The organism is Oceanobacillus sp. J11TS1 (assembly GCF_018333215.1).
Classification (GTDB): Bacteria; Bacillota; Bacilli; order Bacillales; family Amphibacillaceae; genus Oceanobacillus.
In genome coordinates, this window is sequence record NZ_BORO01000003.1 from 53,975 (window position 1) to 76,409 (window position 22,435).

Here is a 22,435-nt window from a genome sequence, read left to right on the forward strand (position 1 = left end):
CCTGACTCCTTCTTGATTGACTGAACATGTATTAACTGACGGACAGTCAATTTACTTATATAGAATATTCCCATAATTTTAGCTAAGGTAGCAGGAATAATTTCTCTGCTACCTTATAACATATTTTCTTTATTGTTCCTTCAGCAGCACCCAAACTACTCTACAAGGCTTATCCCCTATATTTTTTGTCCAATGCGCTTCTCCAGCAGGAATAAAGGTAGAACAATTTGCCGGGGTGTGAAATGCCTGTCCACCACTTTCACCTTCTACTTCTCCTTCAATAATTACTGCATATTCATTTTCTTCATGTAAGGAAAAACCTTCCTTTGGTATTCTTTCTCCAGGAGCAATCGTCACCGTACCGAATTTCAGATTAACATTTCCGGTTTTCTCCTGAAACAGCTCTAAAAGCCCCATTTCAAGAAAGCTCTCTTTTTTAATTTTCATTCTTTTGTCCTCCAACATGTTGTCTGATTGCGAGCTCTTCATACTCCATGGACTTAGGATCTACTTTTACACCAAACAACGCTTTCGCTTCATCCACAGTATAATATTCATTTTTCACATCTTTTGCCACCTGTTCGGCAGGACGTTTCAATGGATTCCCATATCCGCCACCTGTCGCAGTCATCAGCTGCAGGACATCGCCTTTGGCTAGAGGATAACGCGGATAAACACCAAATGGGCCATCTTTTTCTCCATTTGCTTTTTGAATATAAAATTCATTCACAGATCCATCCAAGCCGCCATTGGTACCCCAAAGCCTGTACTGATTGCGGCCAAATGTAACGGTTGCCGATTGATTATCTGTCATAGCACGGTAAGAGCGGATGACACCTTTCCCCCCGATGTATTCTCCTGCTCCCGTTCCATCCATTCGCAGGCTGTACTCGTCAAGCATCACACCATATCGTGTTTCCGCAACCTCTACTGGTACATTATATGTTTCCCCATCAAGAATACAGAATTGGGCACTCGCACCATCTTGTCCGTCAGCTCCGCCCCAGCCGCCAACAGAAGGCTCTACAATCAAGAATGGTTCTTTTGTATCTTGATGCACACCGGATAACGTCACAGCGCACACAGATAATAAATGTGCAGCCGCCAATCTGTGCGGAATATGCGGTGCCAGCGATTTCCAAATTAAATCGGCACAACCAAGCATAGTCTCATAGTAATTGGAAGTTGGAGCCGGGCGCTCCGCAGACATGATTGATCTTTCGTCCACAATAATTTCCAACGGCCTAAATACACCATCATTAACATCCTGATCCGGATTGGTAATAGCCAAAAAGATGGTTCGAACTGCAGATGCAAGTCCTGTAAAAGAACAGTTAACAGAGCCGGGAACCTGTGGGCTGCTGCCTCTAAAATCACATACAAATTTTTCATCTGTAATGGTCACTTCCACTTGAATTGGAAACGGTCCATTTCCAATTCCGTCTGTCTCGACAAAACCATTTGCCGTAAACGTTCCCTTCGGTAATTTTTGCAACTCTTTTCGAGAAATGGTCTCTCCGTGATCCAATTGATAGTCAATCGCTGCCAAAACGGTATCTTTCCCGTGCTTGTAACAAATTTCCTTCAACCGTCTTTCTCCCGTTTTCAATGCAGCCACTTGCGCCCACATATCGCCCAAAGATAAGTCGGGAAAACGGACATTGGCACGAATTATTTCTACGATCCCTTCGTTCAGTACCCCTCCGTCATATAATTTAACGGACGGAAATTGCAATCCTTCCTGAAAAATATCCACTGAATCATTGGTAAAGGATCCTGGATCTTTCCCGCCGACCTCGGTCCAGTGTGCTTTATTAGCAGAAAATGCGATTAACTCCCCTTCATGAAAAATCGGCATGACAAGCCCGACATCCGACAGATGAGATCCGCCGCCACCATAAGGATCATTAATGATAATAATATCTCCCGGCTTCAGCTGGCCTTTATGACCATATTTTTTCAATGTTTGCTTTACCATAAAAGTAAGCATACCGATAAATCCTGTTACACCATTACCTTGTGTCAGCAGCTGTCCCTTGGAATCGGTTAATCCGCTGGCATAATCGAGTACTTCATAAATAATCGGGCTCATGGAGGTTTTAGCCAGAGCAATAAACATTTCATCCCCGGCAGCAAGCAAAGAATCTTTTACCACTTCCAAAGTAAATGGATTGATTTCTTTTTCATTTCTCATTTAATTCGCCCCCGTTTCAATGATTAAATTTCCATAATCGTCCACCATCAGTATCTGTCCGTCATAAATAACGGTGGCAGCTGCTTTCTCCTCAATAATCGCCGGCCCCTGAACCGGTTCGTGGACAGGTAATAACTCCCGCTGGTAGACATCCGTTTCTACCCAGCCGACTGGTTCATCAAAAAATACATTTCTTGTCTCTATTTTCGCTTCTTCCAGCGTTGTATGCCGCTCTATCTTCCGGATAACAGGCTTTTCTACTTTTCCAAATGCCGTTACGTGTAGATTGACAATTTCGGTTTCTGTGCCATCCAGTCTGAATGTGAAATTTTTCTCGTGAAGTTCATGGAATTTTTCGACAACATCACCCAGCTGTTTTTCTGTCCATTCTCCTGATGGAACAGGAACTTTTACTGTATGCTCCTGACCAATATAACGCATATCAGCAAACCGGTGGAATACCACATCTTTTTCCTCAATTTCCTCTTGCGCAAATTGACTACGGCCATCCAGTTCAATTTCATTCCATTGTTTCATCAATTCACCAATCTTTAATTCTCCCACTCTGGCAATATACGTTTTAATATAGTCGTGACGAAGATCACTCATAAGCATTCCCCAGGCAGAAAATACAGGAGATGCTATTGGAATAATAACCTTTTTCACACCCAGTTCTTTTGCTAAAGCCGGCGCATGCATAGAACCTCCGCCCCCGAAAGCAACCAATGTAAAGTCTTGCGGATTATGCCCTTTACGAATGGATATTAATTTGAGAGCATTCAGCATATTGGAATTGGCTATTTGGATGATTCCGAGCGCTGCTTCTTCCGCAGATATGCCAAAATGGCTGGCAATTTTATCTTGAATAACGTTTTTTACTAAGTCTAAGTCGACATCATAATCAAAGTTCTTCGCTGAGAGGCGGCCAGTTAATAAGTTTGCATCCGTTGTTGTAGGTTCTGTTCCTCCTTGACCGTAAGAAACTGGACCAGGTAATGCTCCGGAAGATTGAGGACCTACCTTTAATGAACCTGCATCGTCCAGCCAGGCAATCGAACCTCCCCCATTCCCGATTTCAACGATATCTACAACCGGCGCTTTAATGGGATAACCGGCATTACGATCATTCCGCTCAATGTAATAATCTGTGGATACTTTAACTTCACCATTTTCGATTAAAGAACATTTTGCTGTTGTACCGCCGATATCGAAAGCAATAAGATTCTTCTCGCCAATCAGGTTTCCCAGCACCGCAGCTCCATAAATCCCTGCTACCGGTCCAGACTCGACCATGTTTATTGGAACTTTCTTTGATTCTTCAAAGGTCGTTGTCCCGCCATTCGATTGCATAATGAAATTTTGGCTGGTTTGATTGAATTCCGTGAGTTCGCTTTGCATTTTATTCACATAATTAGCTGCTGCAGGTTTTACATAGGCATTCAAGGCAACTGTATTCGTCCTCTCATATTCCCGCCATTCCTGGGTCACTTCATGAGAGGCAGACACTGCCACCTCTGGCCATAATTTCTTAATAATCTGAACTGTTTCCTTCTCATGACTAGGATTGACATAAGAATGCAGATACGCTACTGCAACTGCCTCAACCTTCTCTTTTTTGAAATAATCTATGATTTCCCTAATCTGATCTGTATTTAAGGCCGTCAATTCTTCCCCTTTGTAATTGAGACGTTCATCCACTTCTCTTCTTAAATAACGTTCAATAAACGGCTCTGGCTTTTTATATCTGATATTGAATAAATCAGGCCGGTTTCCCCGAGCAATTTCTAAAATATCCCTGAAACCTCTGGTTGTGATTAAACCGGTTTTAGCACCTTTTCTTTCAGTTAACGCGTTAATGATTACGGTCGTTCCATGAATAAACGTGGAAATATCCTCTTTATTGGGGATATTTTTATCTATTACATTTATTACTCCCTTTTCAAATTTCGGCGGAGTGGTATGATCCTTTGCTATTTCAACCAGCCCTTTTTCATTGACATAAACCAGGTCTGTAAACGTTCCGCCAATATCTGTTGCAACTCTCATTCCATTCACCCTTTTTCTTTTAGATTCTAAAATATAACCGGCGTCAAAACACTTAACAGCACCGTTTCCTGATTCGAAGGATTCTTCCATTCATGCACTTGTTCAGATGGAAAATGAATCGAGTCTCCAGGATTTAATAGATACTCTTGTTCTTCTATTCTAAAAACTACACTGCCTTCAATAACATAATAAAATTCCTCCCCCGGATGACTATAACGTTCCACGTAAGATGTGTTTGCAGGGATGGTAACCATAATCGGTTCCATTTTTCTCTCTGGAAATTTCCCAGCCAGTCGTGTATAAACCTTATCCGTACCTTCCAGCTTAAACGTTTTCATTTCTTCTTTACGTACAACATAATTATGATTTTCAATATCATTAAAAAAATAAGTGATATGAATATTAAAGGCATCTGCTATTTTTTTTAATGACGTTATAGCCAACGAAGAGGAGCCACGTTCAATCTGTGACAGGAAGCTAATCGAAAGTCCTGTACGGTCAGCCAAATCCTTTAATGTCATTTCATGGTCTAATCTGAGACTTTTAATTTTCTTATGAATATTTTCCATTAACCCTTTCCTTTATATCATATTTTTTAAAGTATAAAAGTAATTATTACACCTCCACTTCATTTTTTACCATACTAGCATAATCTATTTAAAATTAAAAGAAAACTTTCTCAATTCTTTATACTGTAAACTTTCTATCAGGAAGAGTAATAACTTCAAAGATTGTCTATTAGATACCCTAAATTTTTATTACCCTCAATTACCTTATTAGAATTATCATTTCTTCCGTAAAGCAATATAAATAAATTTTTAAACTTAATGATAGTAAATTTAGTAGAAGGTTAAGGGCGTGGATTTAGCCAAGGCGAAACGGAATAACTCCGAATTCCCAAGACGTATACTCTGATGTCTGCAATCTTGCTTTCAATAAAACTTCCCTTTGTCCAACTAAGGAGCAGAACTGACTTTACTTATGATAATTTAACCGACGAAGAACGAGACATAATTGCTCTTGAACAGGAGAATGATATAATTGACCCAGCGGCACTTGATATTGCTGAAATGTCGCAGACAAGATAATCTGTTTTCTAATAAAAACCGCTCTTTTACCAACGAAAAGAACGGTTTTTTATTAGAAAAGGCTATTAGGCTGTGATTTTTCGTAAAAATGGAGATATACTCCCTCTTATAAACAGGGTAATAGCCTGATACTTCATCCTACTTTTGTCAGCGACGAGAGCAAAAAACCCCATAAGCAGCAGTTGTTCTTCTTCGCTTACAGGGTCTTCATCATTAAGTTACCTCTTACTTCTCAATTGTAATCGTACTCCCAGGCTTCACTTCAACAATCTCTTTATCTTCTAAATAAAGTGATCCAGATTGTCCTGGCTCAGTACTTCCATCAAATTTCAATGTGATATGTCCTAGATCATTTAAGTTCTTTCTTACTGCATCACCAACACTGGTAATTTGATAAGAAACATCATCCAGTTTTAAAATATCTCCTGCTTTAATTTCTTCATCGACAGATACTAAATTAATCACATAACAGAAATCTGCTAACTCACTTGGTGCATTATCTCCGAATAGGATCATCATTTTTTCTGCTTCAAATGCTTTTGCGTCTTTTCCGATACTTTTAATTGTTGTTTGATACATGTTAAAACACCCCTAAATTTATTAATCTTTTTTCAATTATTTATAGAGTCCAAAACTTGCCAGCCAGGCGACAAATACCCTCGGCACACCGTTTAAGAATCTAGAATACAAGACTGATGGTACACCGACTTCAATTGTTTTGGTTTCTGCTTCTGCTAGACCTAAACCAACTGGAATAAAGTCAGCAGCATTTTGTGTATTGATTGCAAACAATGCTGGTAATGCTAAGTTTGGCGGGATATTTCCTTTTCCAATCTCCACACCAATTAGTGTTCCTAGTACTTGTCCAATAACTCCACCAGGTCCGAGTAACGGACTCAAAAATGGTAATGAACAAATTAAACCAATAGCCATTAGTCCCCAAATGTTACCTGCTAGCGGTGACATAATATTTGCAAATAAATCACCAATACCAGAACCTTGGATAATACCAATTAATAAAGCAACAAATCCCATAAAAGGAATAACTGTATGCAGCATCGTTTCTACTGCGTCACGAGCAGCTTGATAGAAAGTATTAATAACTTTCCCCGCACCTAAACCAATTTTGGTAAGCAAACTTTTGTTTTCTTGCTCTGCCCTTGTCTCCATAATCTTCTTATCTTTAGAATAAGTGGATTTTTGCTCTGTCTCCGTTTCTTTCTCTGTTTCTTCAGAAGAAGTCTGCTGAACCGTCTCAGAAGGTTCTTCAGCTCCTTCTTCTTCACCAGCTACACTTACTTGATCCACATCTACATTCGATACATAAATTTCTTCTGTAATATACTGTCTTAGCGGACCACTTTTTCCTGTTGCCATAATATTAACAGTTGGAATACCTTTTTGCGGATAAATACCACATCTTAATGTACCGCCGCAATCAATAACAGCAACCATAATCTCATCTTCAGGCACCGAAGTTTCAAATCCGTTTACCGCAGTAGCACCAGTAATTTCACAAATTTTATCTACAATGGCAGGTTTATGACCGCCTGTCACATACATTACTTTATCTTTTTTACCATTTACACCGATTACTAAAGGGCCACCAAAGCCACCGGAACCTTTAACTATTTTTACCTTTTTACTCATGGCCAGCAACCTACCCTTCTACATGTACTTTTTTACTTAATTTTACTTTTTGCTGTTTTTCTACATAGCTTGTTGTAAAGTCAGTTACCCAACCACCGATAAAGTTCATAACTAAACCTACCAGTAAATAACGAATGGCCAAATCTGTCATCGGTAAGCCAAGCTGTTGAATTCCGCTTGCAATCCCCAAGAAAATAAATAACTCTGCTGGATTAATATGAGGGAAAATCCCATTACTTGTATGAGCAAACTGACCTGCTGCTGCAAAATAACTAGGCTTGTACTTTTCCGGCATAAACCTACCAAGTGAGTGCACCATTGGGTTTGCCAGCATAAAAGAACCTAAAAATGGCAGAACCATATATCTTAACAATGGATTCCCCGCTGATTTTTGAGCAATTTTATTAATACGATTCTCTCCAACTAATTGAATTAACGTATTCATCGCGATGAGTAACATAAGAACCAATGGTACGATAGATCCCATCCAGTCAATAAATGTATCTGCACCTGTTTGGAAAAGGTTGATAAACCCCTCCGCTAGTTTAACTATGAAGTCCATGTTTCCTGACCCCTTTCTTTGTGAACATTTTATTTACTTTTTTCACTGCTTTCATCATTGGTGAAGGGATTCGTTCAATTTCTCCACCTGCCTGTACCACATTAAATGTATGTTGCGCGTCTATAATGGCACGTTTTAAAAGCTTATTGCAGCTTGCAAAATCTGCTTCACGAAGCTTATTTATCTTTTTCCCTTCTAAGCCCTTTAATTGCTTAAACCTAGAAAACACGGTCACCCCTTGCATATAACGGGCTTCCTCAATTTCGTTTTTATTGTTTAATTGAAATAACACAAGTGTTCCTGATCTGATAATCGCAGGACGTCTTCCAATTGCTACACGGCCCTTTTCTCTAAGCTCCGTATAATGTTTTGTGAAATGCTTAATTTGCACAAAACCAAATAGATATTGGACGACAAAACCAATCGCCAAAATTATAATTAGCATGATAAAAAACATATGCTACTTCCTCATTTCTTGATTTAAAATATGTGCAAACGATGTATAATCCGTATCCTTTGTCAGTTTATGAAGCAGATAACTATTGGCAGTCATTGCTAATACTTCTTCATAAACTCTAATCAAAATAGCTTCATTGCCAGCTTGATCTGGTGTAGCTAATAAGATAACAATGTTGACATCTTGATAATCACGCAACGGTTTATCCAACAAAGCAACTTTAATAAAAATACCGTTTTTAAGATGGCTTACATGGGGGAAAGCTAATTTTCCTGCCACTGTTGATTTCGCTTGTTCCCGCGCAATGATACGCTCTGTAAATGCCTCGTCAACTTCCCCTTCTCGGATCATTTCATCAGACAAAAAGCGAATCACATCTTCGTAGTAATCAAACGTATCGATATGGTAAAAATCTTTTTCCTCAATAAAATCTACAAGGACACTTTGATTGAATAACTTTTTATTCTTCACATCTTTATAAACCAAGAATTGCTCTATTTTTAATTTCAGCAATTGGGTATCCAGGATATTCTCAATATAGACCACTTTATTAAACAAGCGACTTGTCCAAACGGTAGAAACAATTAAATCGAATTGCTGAATTGCCTCTGTTTCAAGTGCCTCTTCATTAAATAAACCGATTTCAATTTGATTACTAAATATTTTCTGTAAATTAATTGTCAATAACTTCGATGTGCTCAGGCCTTGATTTGTGATAATTGCAACCGACTTAATTTCACGAATTTGCTGCTCTAATTGCTCCAAATAGACACTAAAATATAACGATAGAAAACCTAGTTCATTAAGCGGGACATCCATATTTATTTCTTTTTTAATATTTTCAGCCAAAACACTCGATAACTCATAGGCAAACGGAAAGCGCCGCTGTACATCTTCCATCAAATTGTTATTTACCTTTACATCAAAAATCAAACGATTGATTAAATGTTTAATATGAAGCTGAATATCTTTACTAAACATCGATTCATCAATCTTAATCGTGTAATAATAATTAATGTCTTGAATTGTATTCTTTATAACCCGCTCAAGCATCGAATGCTCATTCTCATTAATCATTTCATCAACAATGGAAGCTCTGCGTCCTAACAGTTGAAGAACGATAACAAAAATTTCCTGATTCGGTTTTTCCAGAGCGTATCTATTTGTCATCGCTTCCTTTAATGCTTGAAAGCTTTTAAAGTCTTCTGATTGAAAAACCTGTTGGTCAATACCTAAATCTGCATCGATAAAGTTCCCGTTTTCAAGTCTAGATAGCGTTACTTGTGTAGCTAATCGCAATCTTGAAAAAGAGGACTCATCTAAGCTATATTTCTTCTTCAAGTCCAATAAATGGCTTTCCATTTCTTCAGGAATTGGCTGCTCTTGATACCTAATAGGAAACTGTTCAATAATCACTTTTCGAATCGCAAGCTCATTTCCTTCTAATCGTAACCCGACATTTTGTGTTCCATTGATATCCACTGCGTAAGATTGCAGCTTATCTTTTAAATCCGTCACAGTATTATTGATAACACTTTTGCTCAAAAACAACTCCTCAGCGATATCATCGATCGTGCTCTTCTTGTAATCTAACAAATGATGAAAAACAGCATCCAGCCGATCCCTCAATTCGTTCTCATAGCTATTCATTTCTTGTCTCAAAGTTGCCAGCCGCTCTAAAAATCCATTTTCATCGCTAATAAGCATCGATAAAATATGGTGCTCTTTTATGATTTGAGAAGTGCCTTCAAAGTAATCATTGATTTGTGCTATATAATTGGATAGCGTTCGTTGCGATATATTCATTAGATGGGAAAGCTTTCCGGCTGAAATAGTCTCCGACATAAGCACTTCTGTTATTTTCAAATGCTTTTTATTAAGCTCCATAACTCCTCCCCTATTCTAATTGGGGATTAACCTCTTGATTTACCCCCAGAGATATTGATTGTTGTTCCAGTGATATAGCTTGACTTCTCTGAACTTAGGTAACATACCAAATCAGCAACTTCTGTTAATTGACCAACACGACGAATTGGAATAGATTTAGAATAATCGCCATTTAATTGATCCACTGTTGTATTTCTTGTATAAGCAAGTGCTTCTTCATATTGCTGTGTTCTTAATCCTGTCTCTTCCAAGATTCCTGGTGCAATGGCAACAACACGAATATTATGCTTTCCTAATTCCTTTGCCCAACTTCTTGTGAATCCGATTAAAGCTGCTTTAGTTGCAGAATAAATGCTTTGTCCCTCAGAACCTTCTTGTCCAGCTTCACTAGAGATATTGATGATAACACCTTTTTGCGCTTTAATGAAGTAACGGGACACTTCTTGACTGAAAAGAACAGGCCCTTTTAAATTAACACCAAGCATAAGGTCCAGATCCTTCATATTAATTTCATATTCAGGCTTTTCCCCTTTTGCATCTACTAAAAGTCTTGGTAAATTAATACCTGCATTATTCACCAATACATCAATCTGAGATTGCTCTTCCAGGATAGAAGCGACAGTGCTGCGAACCGCTTCTACATCTGTCACATTTGTTTCTTTAAAGTGGTAACGCGGATGGTCCATCGGATTGTCGCGCAAATCTGTGTTATATACAACCGCACCATTATCTAAAAGAGATTGAACGATTTGTCTGCCGATTCCGGATGATCCCCCTGTTACAATAACAACCTTATCCTCTATATTTAACCAATTATTTTCCATGATGATGATGCCTCCTCTTTCTTCTTCCATATTCATTATATTTCTAATCGCTTTCAAAATTAATTTGGACTTTTATGCAGATTTGGGAAAAATGGAAAATAATCTAGTTAACACGAATTAGTCTCTATGTATTCAGATACATTTTTTCAATTACAGCACTTTTAACTTTGGAACAGGAATTTTCCTTAATTCATTTTCAATGGCTAAAACTTCATGCCCGTCGTTCAAATAAAAAACTATTTCCCCGGATAACTTAATAAAAATTCTAAAAATAAACACTATACAATCAATTCCGCCTCGTATATAATTGAGAAATATACTTAGCTCTCTGGTAATCATTTTCTCAACTCCATACGAAAACTAAAAATATTGATACCAGATAACAGAAAGCGCTAACAAACAATAAGGAGATGGATGATATGGAATATGGTGTGTTGTCGCTATTACCGCCAATACTGGCAATCATTATTGCCATCATAACAAAACAAACGATTATATCTTTATTTATAGGTGTCTGGCTTGGCGCAACAATAATCAATAGTTGGAATCCACTAGTAGGTTTTACATATACAATTACGGACACCATGATACCCTCTATTGCTGACCCATGGAATGCCAGCCTGTTATTGCTTGTTACAACGACAGGGGGATTTGTTAACATTCTCCGCACTACCGGAGCTGCGCAGGCGTTTGCCGAAACTACTACGAAAAAAATCAATACAAGAAGGAAAGCACAAAATTTTGTTTGGGGAAGTTCTTTTCTTTTCTCTTATACCGAGCCAGTCTTAATACTTGGAGCAGTCACCAGACCCATTACTGATAAAATAAAAATTTCAAGGGTGAAATTAGCATATATATTAGATTCTATGGGGAGTCCATTAGCCGCAATGTCTCCCATTAGCAGTTACGGCCCTTTTATTACAGGATTAATCGCAACACAAATTGCTGCACTGAGTATGAATGGTAATCCGTGGGGCCTATTTATACAGATGGTTCCCTATAATTTATATGGCGTCTTTGCGATGATTGGTGTTCTATTCGTTATTAACATGAATTTAGATATCGGACCCATGTATCAAGCAGAGAAAAAAGCAATGAAGACGGGAAAATTGTATGGAGATAATGATAAATTGATGATGGATGAAGACGAAGAAAATGCGCAGAACAACGAAAGAAAAGATGCAGATATATTTAGCTTTTTGATTCCTATGATACTGTTGCTAGGAACAATATTTACAGTCATATTTTGGACTGGCGATATTGGAGAAAATGGATTTAGAGGTGCATTTTTAAATGCTGATATCGTACTCGGTATCATTAGTGGCTTTATTTGCGGTTCTGCTGGCGGTATTGTCTACGCAAAATTGCGTTATGGTAGATCATTAGTGAATTTATTTGAAGATTTCACAAATGGGCTTTTAAAATTAATGATCGTTACATTAATTCTGATTATGGCATGGTCGATTGGCTCTATAGCCACTACGATGGGGTTAGGAGAATATATAGCTCATATTACTGGCAGTTACTTACCGTCATTTATTGTTCCAGCAATTATATTTATGGTTGGAGCTTTCATCGCTTTTGCTACTGGAAGTTCTTGGGGAGTATTCTCGATTATGATGCCAATCGCAATACCTATGGCTGCTGCAATAGACATCAGTTTACCAATAGCTATTGGTGCTGTCATTAGCGGCGGACTATTCGGGGATCATTGCTCGCCCATATCAGATACAACCATTATGGCTTCAACAGGAGCGGCAGCGGACCATATTGAACACGTTAAAACACAGCTGCCATACGCCATTATAATTGCAGCCTCGTCTGGAATTGGTTTTATTTTTGCAGGATTGACACAAAACCCAGTCGTAAGCCTGCTCGTTACAGCTTCAGTATTATTAGTTATTTTGTATTATTTGAACCGTAAAGTGAAAAAAGCGGATTTGTCTGTCCCCTTGGAGAAAACATCTTAGCAAAAAATATCGTATGATTACACAAAGGAGTTGTTTAGATGAAGGTTGATATCATTATTCACAATGGGCATCTTATGACAATGGAAGGAAAAGGTGTGGGCTATATTGCTGACGGAGCAGTTGCAATCAAACATAACAAAATTGAAGCAGTGGGGCAGACACAGGAAATTTTGCGTAATTATACTGCTGAAAGACAGATTAATGCTGCAAATAAGTTAATTATGCCAGGTTTCATTGATGCTCACATTCATACAGGTATTTGTCTCTTCAGGGGTGTCGCACAGGACATGTCAAACTGGATGCAGAAAGGATTGTGGCCATTCCAAAAACACCTCCGTCCAAAGGAAAGCGCCACTGGTTCCATGGTAAATATTATCGAGGGTATAAAAGCAGGCACGACAACATTTTGCGACTATGACGGAAGAATGGATCTCATTGTAAATAACTATAAAAAAATAGGCGCCCGTGCCAGAGTAGCTGAATTAGTAAATGAAATCCCGGACAACATCGGCGACCTTCCTGTAGGTGAATTATATACATTTGAACCATCTATTGGTGAAACAAAGTTGAATCGTAATCTAGAACTGTATGAAAACCATCATGATACAGAGGATGGACGTATTACAGTAATCTTGGGTCCACATGGTCCAGATATGATGAGTCTGGAATTGTTGAAAGAATTAAAACATCATGCAGAAAAACTAGATACAAAACTGCATATGCATGTAGCACAGGGGGATCGGGAAATTGATCAAATGAATAAGCGTTATGGAAAAAGAAGCATTGCATTTCTGGATGAACATGGTTTCTTAAATGAACGTTTGATCGCAGTACACTTGACAGAAGCTACAAATGAAGAGACTGCTTTTATAGCAAAAAGCGGTGCCAGCATGATTTACTGTGCCGGAAGTATCGGTATCATCGACGGAATGGTACCGCCCGTTCAGCATTTTCTGGATTCAGGAGGACCAGCTTGTTTAGGATCTGACCAGGCACCGGGAAACAACTGTAATAATATGTTTAATGAAATGAAGCTTGCAGCGATATTGAACAAGGTGAAATATAAAAACCCGCAAGTGTTCCATGCAACACAATCGCTGAGGATGGCTACCATCGAGGCCGCTAAAGTCATGGGCATTGAACATGAAGTAGGAAGTCTGCGCAAGGGCAAAAAGGCAGATATCATCTTAGTAGATTTAAATGCTCCTACCTTCTACCCGGTTTTAACCAAACCGATTCGCAATATCGTGCCGAACTTGGTGTATTCAGCAAGAGGCGATGAAGTAGATACAGTCATTATTGATGGTAAAATCATCGTGGAAAACAAACAAATTGTAACAATCAATGAAAAAGAGGAAATTGCGAAAGCGCAAAGGGTGGCGGAAAATATTGCCCGGCGAGCAGAGGAAGACATTTTAAAAGCAGATAGCGATATCTTAAACATGGTTCGCGATGGTCTATTATAAACATATTTTTTTCCATATCAAAGAGCCGCTCTTATTGCTAAAAAGCGGCTCTGACTTCTATTCACTTCTACACAAGCTTTCTTCTTTTTAGCTCACATCATGATTTCCTACATTACGTAAAACGATATACTCAGGGTTCTGAAAGTAGAATCAGTTCGACTTATCCTATATTCCTATTTATCCATTTCATCATTTTCCAATAAAAATCTATCCTAGCGCGCTTTTTGCTTTATCGTCTTTGACAATTAGAAATACTTTTCCTTCGTCCATATCTTCTTCATATTCTCGGGCATCTTCATCAGAAATTCCAAGTTCACGCAGCTTTTCTCTTAATTCATCACCTTGTTTTTCAAAGTCTTCTCCAATATCCTGCTTATTATAATCAATACCTTGCAATTCTGTGTTTTTCACAATACGTGCAGTACGGTCATCATCATGTGAGAGGACATAAATATCCTTTGAATGAATGTCTTTGTCTTTTAATGTCTTAACGTCATTTTCCAACATTTCATCGTTTGTATACGATTTTACAAAAGTCATATTTTATTACCTCCTAGGATGTTATATTATGTGTTTTCCCAGTTCTCTTAAAATAAAACTTCCAACGGCGGGAATTTTGCTGTTCTCCCACTGAATTAGCTATAACTATGACCACAACTTCAAAATGACCGCGAAAAACACTATTTAAGGAACTTCTATTTGAATACGTTCACGCTCTTCTCCATCCGCACTAATCACCCAATAGCTGTAGTCCGGCTCAGATGAAGCAAACCCTTTATCCACTGTAACAACCAGTTTATTTTGATTATTAAAAAACACTGGTTTGGTAACATGTTCACCGAATGACGTAATTTGCTCTGCCTGCTTCGTCTCCAAATCCATTCGGTATCCTTCGTAAATATAGTTTCCATTTTCACTTGTCCTAGCTACGTCAGAGAACGCAACGTACTCTCCATCAGGTGACAATGCAGGTGCAGCTATTATCGGTACATCGACATCGAAATCTCCTATAGGGGTAACCGTTGTTTCGCCTCCATCTTCCAAATCCTGAAATATTAACTGGTCTCTCCCATCATAACTTCGATACATTAATGCTTCACCATTAGGAGTTAAATCCAAGTCAGACATATCATAAGCCGCTTTTGCAGTAATCTGCTCAATCTCCTCTGTATCTAATTCAACACGGTAAATATCAAATTCATGAGGCCGTTCTGATGCAATTGGAGAGTAATTTGTGTGAACACCAGCTTCAAGGAAAAATAAAGACTGACCATCCGGTGAAAAGGCTGCCTCAGTCACTAAACCTTTCTCGTCTGTCATTTCTTTTATCTTTCCATTTGTGCGATCAACAATCATAAGCTTTCCAAACGGCTGCTCATTACCTTCTTCCCATTGTTCAACATAGGCAATTTTTTCGCCATCAGGTGAGAACGTTGGGTTAAGAAGGGATTTCCCTTCAGCGGCTTCCACTTCTAATTCCGCATTTCCACCGCTAACAGGTGCTGTATAAATTGCAGATACTCCATTATGTTCATAGACGAAGGCGATTTCCTGGTCATCCGGTGAAATATCTGTAGACTCACCGAACCCGGAATAGCCCTCAGAACCTCCAGCTAAGCAGCCTATCCCCAACAAAATGAGGAATAGTAATATCATTCCGAAGATAAAGCTTATATTTTTCATTTTTAGTGACATTTTTTTACCCCCCGAAAGAAAAGCGAAGAATGACAAAGGACAACGCGATAGCTAATGTAGAAACCAATAGTCCTGTCGCAAGAGATAAACCCGGTTTTCTCGCGATGAATGTCATTTGATACTTATAAAAAATTAGCCAAATAAGAATCGGAATCAACGTAATAAAGGCATATATGTTTATCCCAGAGAATAGAGCCAATGACCATAAGAAGAATAAACACAAAACGATAATGATAATTCCATACAGCAGATTCATGATATAACTAAATTTTACGAGCACTTTTCGATGTTTATTATCTGTTGGCTTAGTAGAATAATAGGAATTCCGAAAAACAAATAGGAAACCCAGACCAATTAAAATAAGCAAATAGAGACTGAAAAAGATAGCCTGCAACTGTGTCAAACTTGGCATCATCATCAAATTAATGCCATTCCAGATAATATTGACCATGAGTAGAACATTAAGTAAATAAAAATAACGGCCAACAATAGAAATATTAATGGCTGCCAACATGACCATGCTTCCTGACAGCAACTGGATGATCAGCCAAACAGGAGCTGGCTCACGGATAACAAAAATAAGGTTTACGTAAAAAATAACTCCGAATAAGATGGTGACAATTCCTATTAGATACAATAATCCCCTTTGAAACGGATACATCGATTCCTGCAACTCCCGTCCAATCAAACGTGGATTCCCAAATGCAGCTACTACTTTTTCCTCTGCTTGTTCTTCAGAGAAACCCTCGCTGATATAATTACTTTTCGCCTCATTTAAGTGACTAAGTAATTCCTCCCTTATCTCTTCACGTTCATTTTCCGGACTCTGCGTCTGTTTCAGCACCTCTTCTACATGTTTTTCAATCCGATTCATGATAAATCTCCAGATGTTTTCGTTATTAAATGATGAATACTGTTCCATTCTTCCAGTTTCTTTTCTAAAATGGCGCTACCTTCATCTGTTATCTGGTAGTACTTCCTTCTTCCATGTTCCGTTTCCGACCAGTAGGAATGAAGCCACTGCTTTTTTTCCATCCGCTTTAAGGCAGGATACAGCGTCCCTTCTCCCATGTTGTACAGCTGATCACTTTTATCTTTCAGCACTTTTACCATTTCGTAACCGTACATATCTCTTCCAGATAATAGATTAAGCAATAAAATATCAATGCTGCCCTTCATTATTTCTCGATCCATTTTATTATCACCCCTTTAAGCATATTGTAATACGATGTACATCGTATTGCAATGTATGGAGATAAAGTTTTTGTAGAGGACGACCCTTCCCAGTTCCGACAATTAACAAACCATACTACAGGAATAAATACTGTAGTGGATCTAATTTCATATACTTGTTATTAAAAAGGGTGCAGTTCTTTTTAAGAAACGCACCCAATAGAGAAACAAAATAGAACTTAGTTACTTACACTCACTTTCCTACACCCAACGCTTCTCTCGCCATCTGTGCATATTCCTCCACACCAGAAACGATTGCAAATTCCGCAATAGCTATAACATACGCCGCATCCAGTTCAATAATATGCTCCTTCATCTTCGGCCAATATATACCTCCAGCTTGTTTATAATAATGAATAAGCTTCTCAAGTGCTTCTTCTCCAAAAGCTTTATACTGAAATACAAAATCATTGGAAACATCGGTTACTTTTGCTTCTGTCCAATCAATCAAACCAATAACCCTTGTCTCCTCATCAATCATCATATGGCCGGCATGTACATCCCCATGCATCAGTCCTGTTTCTTTTGGCCACAGCTCTTCATTGTTCAACCAAGCTTGCCAACGATTCCAAAGATCATCCGCCACACCAAAATGTTCCTTTACTTTCTCCATTCGTTCCTTCATCAATGTTTTTGCTTCTCCAGCTGTATACGTAGGAATACCGGCTTTTTCTACTTCATTTTTAGGCACCCCATGCAAGGAAGCTAAAACACTAGCCTGCGTTTGGTGAAATTGTTCTGGAATGTTCTCAATATCCATCTCCCACTCATAGTTTTGAATTTCTGGATTAATTGTACCAGCTGGAACACCTTGCAGCTTTTTATATGCAATTAAGTCCTCTTCATAGATGGACCAAACCGGAACTTGAAAGGATACATGATCATGCACGACTTCTAAAACCTTCCGTTCATCAACTGTGCGCCCCATCACATCATCGCGTCGGGGTATTCTTAAAACCCATTCTGTTCCAGCTGTGTCCTGCGCATAAGCAACGAGAAAATCCAATCCAGATTCATTAAATTTAACAGAATCCTCTTTTAAATCTAACCCATATTTTGCAGCTAACGTTATCACGGTTTGTTTATCCAAATTTGCCACATCCTTCTTTTTATTTTAATTTAAGGTTGTATTTCAATCAGATTATTTATACTATATTAAATCATATAGCTTTAATATAATCATTTCTCTGAGACGACCACTAGGAACGGATAGCTCTGTTCATCCAAGCTTAAGCCTATTTGCAGCGGGGAAGCCTTTTGGGGAGCGACTTTGGCTATTTTCGAGCGGGTTAGCCTTGGCTTGGAGCGACTTTTACTTTTTTCGAGCGCTTTAGCCTTGGGATGGAGCGACTTTTATCTTTTTCGGGCGCCTAGCCTTGACTTGGAGCGACTTTCTCTTTTTTCGAGCGCTTTAGCCTTGGGGTGGAGCGACTTTCTCTTTTTTGAGTTCTTAGCCTTGGCTTGGAGCGACTTTTACCTTTTTCGAGCGCCTAGCCTCGGGGTGGAGCGACTTTTACTTTCTTCGAGCGCCTAGCCTCGGTTTGGAGCGACTTTCTCTTTTTCCGAGCGAGTTAGCCTTGGGATGGAGCACTTCCCACTTTTTCTGAGCGCCACGTCCCAGTTAATTGGATTTTCGTTCAGGTTATTTAAAAAGCAATTAGAGAGTTGAGGTCACATAGATGTTTACATTTTTTATTGTATTTATAGCAAATTTAATTATTGGCATCTTAGTAGGCTTATCCGGGGTATCTGGCTTCTTGCTTCCGATTATTTATGTTGGTTTTCTGGGATTGCCCGTTCATGACTCACTGGCACTCAGCTTCCTAGCTTTTATGGTTGCTGGTGTCATTGGCGCGTATTCCTATTGGAAGCTAAAATATATGGATTTAAAATTAGCGCTTTATTTAAGTATCGGCAGCCTGCCAGGAGCTTTTCTCGGTGTACAAATTAATGTACTTATTTCAGAAACAATGGCTAAGCTGCTTCTGTACTTATTTGTCTTATTGGCAGGACTATCGATTTTATTTAAGAAAAACAAGGACCAGCCTGAGATTGAAGCCGGGGCAAACCAATCATTTATTCTGAATCGTCCGGTGTTGACGATGTTGCTCGGTCTTCTTACCGCAGCAATTTGTGCCTTAACTGGTGCAGGAGGCCCAATATTAGTAGTGCCGTTGCTTGCAAGTCTTGGTGTAAATATTCGGACTGCAGTCGGCGTAGGTCTATTAAACTCGATTATTATTGCAATCCCATCTATTTTTGGATATTTTTCCTATGCCAGCATCGAGAACATACATTTATTTATCCTCTTTAGCTTGGTCGGGACAATGATTGGAATTTTAACTGGATCTCGAATTGTCAATAAAGTGCCTGTGGAACAGTTGAAAATTATCATTGCCCTAATTACCATTATTTCTTCTGTCTATATGCTTGGCAGTTTAGCATTTGCAGGGTAAAGAAAAAGCGCAACCTATTACAGGTGCGCTTTTTCTTTATCTATTAAAGTTAACTTCCTCTTTTGTATCATGTAACAAAATCGATGCTTCACTTGGTTTAGTATGAGCAATCATTGTTCCATTTCTGAAAGAATGTGTCACAACTGCCTGCTTGCGGATTGCATCATATTCATTATCAGCGGACAAGACGATGAAATTCGCTGGCTTGCCTACTTCCATGCCGTAACTCTCTTCTATATGAAGTGTTTTCGCACTGTTTTTTGTAATTAAGTCAATGGAATTAACAATCTGTTCATAACCCATTAATTGCGATGCATGGATACCCATGTGCAATACTTGCAGCATATTGCCAGTTCCCAGCGGATACCACGGATCAAAAATATCATCATGACCAAAACAGATATTTAGCCCTGCTTCTTGCAGCTCTTTTACTCGAGTCAGGCCTCTACGTTTTGGATACGTATCAAATCTGCCTTGAAGGTGAATGTTCACAAGCGGATTGGAAACAAAATTAATATTCGATAACTTTAATAAACGGAATAGTTTTGACGTATAGGCATCGTTATAAGAACCCATTGCCGTCGTATGACTCGCTGTTGTACGTTCACCTAAACCACGCTCATAAGCTTCTTTAGCGACTACTTCCACGAATCTGGATTGCTCATCGTCAATTTCATCACAATGAATATCCACTAATTTATCGTACTTCTCAGCGAGATCAAATGCTACTCTCATCGAATCTACGCCGTACTCCCTTGTAAATTCAAAATGTGGAATACCACCTACGACATCAGCACCCATTTTCAAAGCTTCTTCTAAAAGTTCCTTTCCGTTCGGATAAGAGTGGATTCCCTCTTGCGGAAAAGCAACCAGCTGAATGTCTACATAAGGAGCCATTTCTTCCTTTACTTCAAGCATTGCTTTTAAAGCAGTTAGTTCCGGATCCGTTACATCCACATGGGTACGGACATTCTGGATTCCTTGCGCGATTTGCCACTTCAATGCTGTTTTCGATCTCTTTTTCACATCTTCCATGGTTAATGTTTCCTTGCGCTCCGACCATCTTTGAATTCCTTCAAATAAGGTACCGCTTTGATTCCATGCAGGTTCACCTGCTGTTAAAGTGGTATCCAAATGAATATGCGGTTCAATAAAAGGCGGAAGCACCAATGATCCGTTCACATCCAGAACTTCTTTATCTTCAAAATCCTGTAATTCTTGGGTTATTGCACTAAATTTCCCGTCCTTTACAACAATATGCCAAACCCCATCTTTTCCTCTTAATTTTGCATTTTTAATAATCACTTACTACCTCATCCTTTTCTGTTAATGGCGCTATAACCGCTTCTTTTTGAGACATCATTTTCATTCCTGCTACATAAATAATAGATGTTCCTAATAATGCATTGATTGGCGGGATGCCCGGCACAAAGTTAGCAATAACTACTCCCCCTGCCCACGCAACAATGGAAACCCAATTTACTGCTTTAAACTTCATGGTTTCAAAAGGTTGATAGTTCCTGCGTTTTACCAGGAAATAATCTGCCAGGATAATCGCTCCAATGGATGGTAGCGCAGACCCTAGAATATTTAAGAATCCTACAAAGTTGTTATATAACCACATCGCTGCGATTGTTCCGACAATCCCGTTAAACACGACAATTTTTTTCTTCGGTAATTTTGTAATATTAGCAAATCCTAAACCAGAAGCATATAATGCACTGTCATTGGTTGTCCAAATATTTAAACCTAGCACAATAATAGCAGGAATCATCAGTCCCTGTAAAAACATCACGTCAGAAATATCCGCCACACCAAAAGCCATCGCTCCCACAGCTCCGAATAAAAACATCAATGAATTTCCAAGGAAAAAAGCAATAATATTTGCCCATACTGCTGATTTCGCTGATTTCGCAAACCGAGTAAAGTCGGGAGTAAGCGTCCCTGCACTAATAAATGACCCCACACAAATTGTTAGTGCCAACCCTATGCTGATAGCCTGTCCAGGTTCATAAGCGAACAATCCTTGCATGCCGCCCATCGTTCCTGCCGCATCCACCATCGAATAACTTCCAAAAATCGCAATCGCCGGAACACCGATAAATCCCAAAATCGTTAATGCCTTTATTCCAAAAATAGCTGAAAAAGTCATCAATAAACCAAAAATAACGATTAACAGATACACATTCGCTCCTGTTGCTTTCGCTACGGGTACAGCAAACATCGCCAGTCCTACCCCAAACCAGCAAACCTGTGTCGAAGCAAGCAAAAAGGAGGTTAAATAGGATCCTTTTTCTCCAAATGCATAACGGGCCAATAAATGCGTAGACAATCCTGTCTTTGAGGCAATATAAGCTAAGGACCCTGTATAAAGTCCAAGGATAAGGTTACCTGCCAGCACAATACTAATAAACTGCATAAATGAAAGCCCTGTTCCTAACGTGCCCCCAGACCACATGCTCGCTGAGAAAAAACTAAGCGAAAGCATTACCGCTAAAATCTTCCAAAATCCATTCCGATGCGATTGTGGCACCGGTTCTAATGAAAATTCTTTATCTGTTTGTGACATACCAATTCCTCCAAATATTGAAATTTAAGAAACTGGCACCGAAAAATATTATTCTATCGAGATAATAGACAAGAAAAAAAGCTCCTTGTCCAATCTCTGACAAGAAGCTTTTTCTCTATAATGCACACCGGAAGACACCCTTCATACAGGGTATCAGTGAGTGAAGCATTATATTTCGCGCTGTCCTTGTCAGCCTCTCTGGACTGATTTAAAGGTACCAGTATATTTATCAAAATACATTATGCCATAAAATTGCCGGGTTGTCATCTTAGAAATATTGGAAATTGGGATTTTTAAATAGTTTTCTATTTCAGTATTATGCAAAAGTTTACGCATGT

General features: G+C 38.8%; 20 protein-coding genes. 3 read left to right on the forward strand and 17 right to left on the reverse strand.

Annotation, left to right across the window (positions count from 1 at the left end):
• Window positions 1-129: 129 nt before the first annotated feature.
• The 10 genes from KI343_RS03665 to KI343_RS03710 form a co-directional block, all read right to left on the reverse strand.
• Complete coding sequence (locus KI343_RS03665) at window positions 130-447, reverse strand: cupin domain-containing protein (protein WP_212925089.1); 318 nt, start codon at window positions 445-447, stop codon at window positions 130-132.
• A complete protein-coding gene (locus KI343_RS03670; protein ID WP_212925090.1) occupies window positions 437-2,194 on the reverse strand; it encodes a hydantoinase B/oxoprolinase family protein in 1,758 nt (585 codons plus the stop codon). The genes KI343_RS03665 and KI343_RS03670 overlap by 11 nt, the downstream gene beginning before the upstream one ends.
• Window positions 2,195-4,240: a hydantoinase/oxoprolinase family protein gene (locus tag KI343_RS03675; RefSeq protein WP_212925091.1), complete on the reverse strand. Its 2,046-nt coding sequence runs from the start codon at window positions 4,238-4,240 to the stop codon at window positions 2,195-2,197.
• Between the two features lie 26 nt (window positions 4,241-4,266).
• The gene (locus KI343_RS03680) at window positions 4,267-4,809 is read right to left on the reverse strand and encodes a helix-turn-helix domain-containing protein (RefSeq protein ID WP_212925092.1); all 543 of its coding nucleotides are present in this window, start codon (window positions 4,807-4,809) and stop codon (window positions 4,267-4,269) included.
• Between the two features lie 744 nt (window positions 4,810-5,553).
• A complete protein-coding gene (locus KI343_RS03685; RefSeq protein ID WP_212925093.1) occupies window positions 5,554-5,907 on the reverse strand; it encodes a PTS glucitol/sorbitol transporter subunit IIA in 354 nt (117 codons plus the stop codon).
• A 36-nt stretch (window positions 5,908-5,943) separates the two neighbouring features.
• Window positions 5,944-6,978, reverse strand: a complete 1,035-nt coding sequence (gene srlE, locus KI343_RS03690) for a PTS glucitol/sorbitol transporter subunit IIB (RefSeq protein WP_212925094.1) — start codon at window positions 6,976-6,978, stop codon at window positions 5,944-5,946.
• Between the two features lie 10 nt (window positions 6,979-6,988).
• Complete coding sequence (gene srlA / locus KI343_RS03695) at window positions 6,989-7,540, reverse strand: PTS glucitol/sorbitol transporter subunit IIC (protein WP_212925095.1); 552 nt, start codon at window positions 7,538-7,540, stop codon at window positions 6,989-6,991.
• Complete coding sequence (locus tag KI343_RS03700) at window positions 7,524-7,997, reverse strand: transcriptional regulator GutM (protein WP_212925096.1); 474 nt, start codon at window positions 7,995-7,997, stop codon at window positions 7,524-7,526. The genes srlA and KI343_RS03700 overlap by 17 nt, the downstream gene beginning before the upstream one ends.
• A gap of 3 nt (window positions 7,998-8,000) precedes the next feature.
• Complete coding sequence (locus KI343_RS03705; RefSeq protein ID WP_212925097.1) at window positions 8,001-9,884, reverse strand: BglG family transcription antiterminator; 1,884 nt, start codon at window positions 9,882-9,884, stop codon at window positions 8,001-8,003.
• Window positions 9,885-9,910: 26 nt separating this feature from the next.
• Complete coding sequence (locus KI343_RS03710) at window positions 9,911-10,708, reverse strand: SDR family oxidoreductase (protein ID WP_212925098.1); 798 nt, start codon at window positions 10,706-10,708, stop codon at window positions 9,911-9,913.
• A gap of 419 nt (window positions 10,709-11,127) precedes the next feature.
• Between KI343_RS03710 and KI343_RS03715 the strand changes: the two genes are divergently transcribed.
• Together KI343_RS03715 and KI343_RS03720 are read left to right on the forward strand one after the other, a co-directional pair.
• Window positions 11,128-12,678, forward strand: a complete 1,551-nt coding sequence (locus KI343_RS03715; protein WP_212925099.1) for a Na+/H+ antiporter NhaC family protein — start codon at window positions 11,128-11,130, stop codon at window positions 12,676-12,678.
• Window positions 12,679-12,716: 38 nt separating this feature from the next.
• Complete coding sequence (locus tag KI343_RS03720) at window positions 12,717-14,144, forward strand: amidohydrolase family protein (protein WP_212925100.1); 1,428 nt, start codon at window positions 12,717-12,719, stop codon at window positions 14,142-14,144.
• Between the two features lie 207 nt (window positions 14,145-14,351).
• Here KI343_RS03720 and KI343_RS03725 read toward each other — a convergent pair whose 3' ends face one another.
• The 5 genes from KI343_RS03725 to KI343_RS03745 all read right to left on the reverse strand — a co-directional run bounded on the left by KI343_RS03725 (window position 14,352) and on the right by KI343_RS03745 (window position 18,162).
• A complete protein-coding gene (locus tag KI343_RS03725; protein ID WP_212925101.1) occupies window positions 14,352-14,684 on the reverse strand; it encodes a YflT domain-containing protein in 333 nt (110 codons plus the stop codon).
• A 144-nt stretch (window positions 14,685-14,828) separates the two neighbouring features.
• Complete coding sequence (locus KI343_RS03730) at window positions 14,829-15,839, reverse strand: TolB-like translocation protein (RefSeq protein ID WP_212925102.1); 1,011 nt, start codon at window positions 15,837-15,839, stop codon at window positions 14,829-14,831.
• 4 nt (window positions 15,840-15,843) lie between these two features.
• Window positions 15,844-16,713: a permease prefix domain 1-containing protein gene (locus KI343_RS03735; protein ID WP_212925103.1), complete on the reverse strand. Its 870-nt coding sequence runs from the start codon at window positions 16,711-16,713 to the stop codon at window positions 15,844-15,846.
• Window positions 16,710-17,033 (reverse strand): PadR family transcriptional regulator, encoded by a 324-nt coding sequence (locus KI343_RS03740; protein WP_212925104.1) that lies wholly within the window; start codon window positions 17,031-17,033, stop codon window positions 16,710-16,712. The genes KI343_RS03735 and KI343_RS03740 overlap by 4 nt, the downstream gene beginning before the upstream one ends.
• A 232-nt stretch (window positions 17,034-17,265) precedes the next feature.
• Window positions 17,266-18,162, reverse strand: a complete 897-nt coding sequence (locus KI343_RS03745) for a macrolide 2'-phosphotransferase (RefSeq protein WP_212925105.1) — start codon at window positions 18,160-18,162, stop codon at window positions 17,266-17,268.
• 589 nt (window positions 18,163-18,751) lie between these two features.
• Here KI343_RS03745 and KI343_RS03750 point away from each other — a divergent pair.
• On the forward strand, window positions 18,752-19,528 hold the full coding sequence (locus tag KI343_RS03750; protein ID WP_212925106.1) for a sulfite exporter TauE/SafE family protein: 777 nt from the start codon (window positions 18,752-18,754) through the stop codon (window positions 19,526-19,528).
• Between the two features lie 36 nt (window positions 19,529-19,564).
• On the opposite strand, the gene KI343_RS03755 is transcribed toward KI343_RS03750, so the two are convergent.
• Together KI343_RS03755 and codB are read right to left on the reverse strand one after the other, a co-directional pair.
• Window positions 19,565-20,833: a cytosine deaminase gene (locus tag KI343_RS03755; RefSeq protein WP_212925107.1), complete on the reverse strand. Its 1,269-nt coding sequence runs from the start codon at window positions 20,831-20,833 to the stop codon at window positions 19,565-19,567.
• The gene (gene codB / locus KI343_RS03760) at window positions 20,823-22,097 is read right to left on the reverse strand and encodes a cytosine permease (RefSeq protein ID WP_212925108.1); all 1,275 of its coding nucleotides are present in this window, start codon (window positions 22,095-22,097) and stop codon (window positions 20,823-20,825) included. The genes KI343_RS03755 and codB overlap by 11 nt, the downstream gene beginning before the upstream one ends.
• Window positions 22,098-22,435 lie beyond the last annotated feature (338 nt).

What these genes read in the sequence shown, in the direction of transcription:
- KI343_RS03665 (WP_212925089.1), bottom strand. Translation starts at nt 447, where the DNA reads ATGAAAATTAAAAAAGAGAGCTTTCTTGAAATGGGGCTTTTAGAGCTG.
- KI343_RS03670 (WP_212925090.1), bottom strand. Translation starts at nt 2,194, where the DNA reads ATGAGAAATGAAAAAGAAATCAATCCATTTACTTTGGAAGTGGTAAAA.
- KI343_RS03675 (WP_212925091.1), bottom strand. Translation starts at nt 4,240, where the DNA reads ATGAGAGTTGCAACAGATATTGGCGGAACGTTTACAGACCTGGTTTAT.
- KI343_RS03680 (WP_212925092.1), bottom strand. Translation starts at nt 4,809, where the DNA reads ATGGAAAATATTCATAAGAAAATTAAAAGTCTCAGATTAGACCATGAA.
- KI343_RS03685 (WP_212925093.1), bottom strand. Translation starts at nt 5,907, where the DNA reads ATGTATCAAACAACAATTAAAAGTATCGGAAAAGACGCAAAAGCATTT.
- srlE (WP_212925094.1), bottom strand. Translation starts at nt 6,978, where the DNA reads ATGAGTAAAAAGGTAAAAATAGTTAAAGGTTCCGGTGGCTTTGGTGGC.
- srlA (WP_212925095.1), bottom strand. Translation starts at nt 7,540, where the DNA reads ATGGACTTCATAGTTAAACTAGCGGAGGGGTTTATCAACCTTTTCCAA.
- KI343_RS03700 (WP_212925096.1), bottom strand. Translation starts at nt 7,997, where the DNA reads ATGTTTTTTATCATGCTAATTATAATTTTGGCGATTGGTTTTGTCGTC.
- KI343_RS03705 (WP_212925097.1), bottom strand. Translation starts at nt 9,884, where the DNA reads ATGGAGCTTAATAAAAAGCATTTGAAAATAACAGAAGTGCTTATGTCG.
- KI343_RS03710 (WP_212925098.1), bottom strand. Translation starts at nt 10,708, where the DNA reads ATGGAAAATAATTGGTTAAATATAGAGGATAAGGTTGTTATTGTAACA.
- KI343_RS03715 (WP_212925099.1), top strand. Translation starts at nt 11,128, where the DNA reads ATGGAATATGGTGTGTTGTCGCTATTACCGCCAATACTGGCAATCATT.
- KI343_RS03720 (WP_212925100.1), top strand. Translation starts at nt 12,717, where the DNA reads ATGAAGGTTGATATCATTATTCACAATGGGCATCTTATGACAATGGAA.
- KI343_RS03725 (WP_212925101.1), bottom strand. Translation starts at nt 14,684, where the DNA reads ATGACTTTTGTAAAATCGTATACAAACGATGAAATGTTGGAAAATGAC.
- KI343_RS03730 (WP_212925102.1), bottom strand. Translation starts at nt 15,839, where the DNA reads ATGTCACTAAAAATGAAAAATATAAGCTTTATCTTCGGAATGATATTA.
- KI343_RS03735 (WP_212925103.1), bottom strand. Translation starts at nt 16,713, where the DNA reads ATGAATCGGATTGAAAAACATGTAGAAGAGGTGCTGAAACAGACGCAG.
- KI343_RS03740 (WP_212925104.1), bottom strand. Translation starts at nt 17,033, where the DNA reads ATGGATCGAGAAATAATGAAGGGCAGCATTGATATTTTATTGCTTAAT.
- KI343_RS03750 (WP_212925106.1), top strand. Translation starts at nt 18,752, where the DNA reads ATGTTTACATTTTTTATTGTATTTATAGCAAATTTAATTATTGGCATC.
- codB (WP_212925108.1), bottom strand. Translation starts at nt 22,097, where the DNA reads ATGTCACAAACAGATAAAGAATTTTCATTAGAACCGGTGCCACAATCG.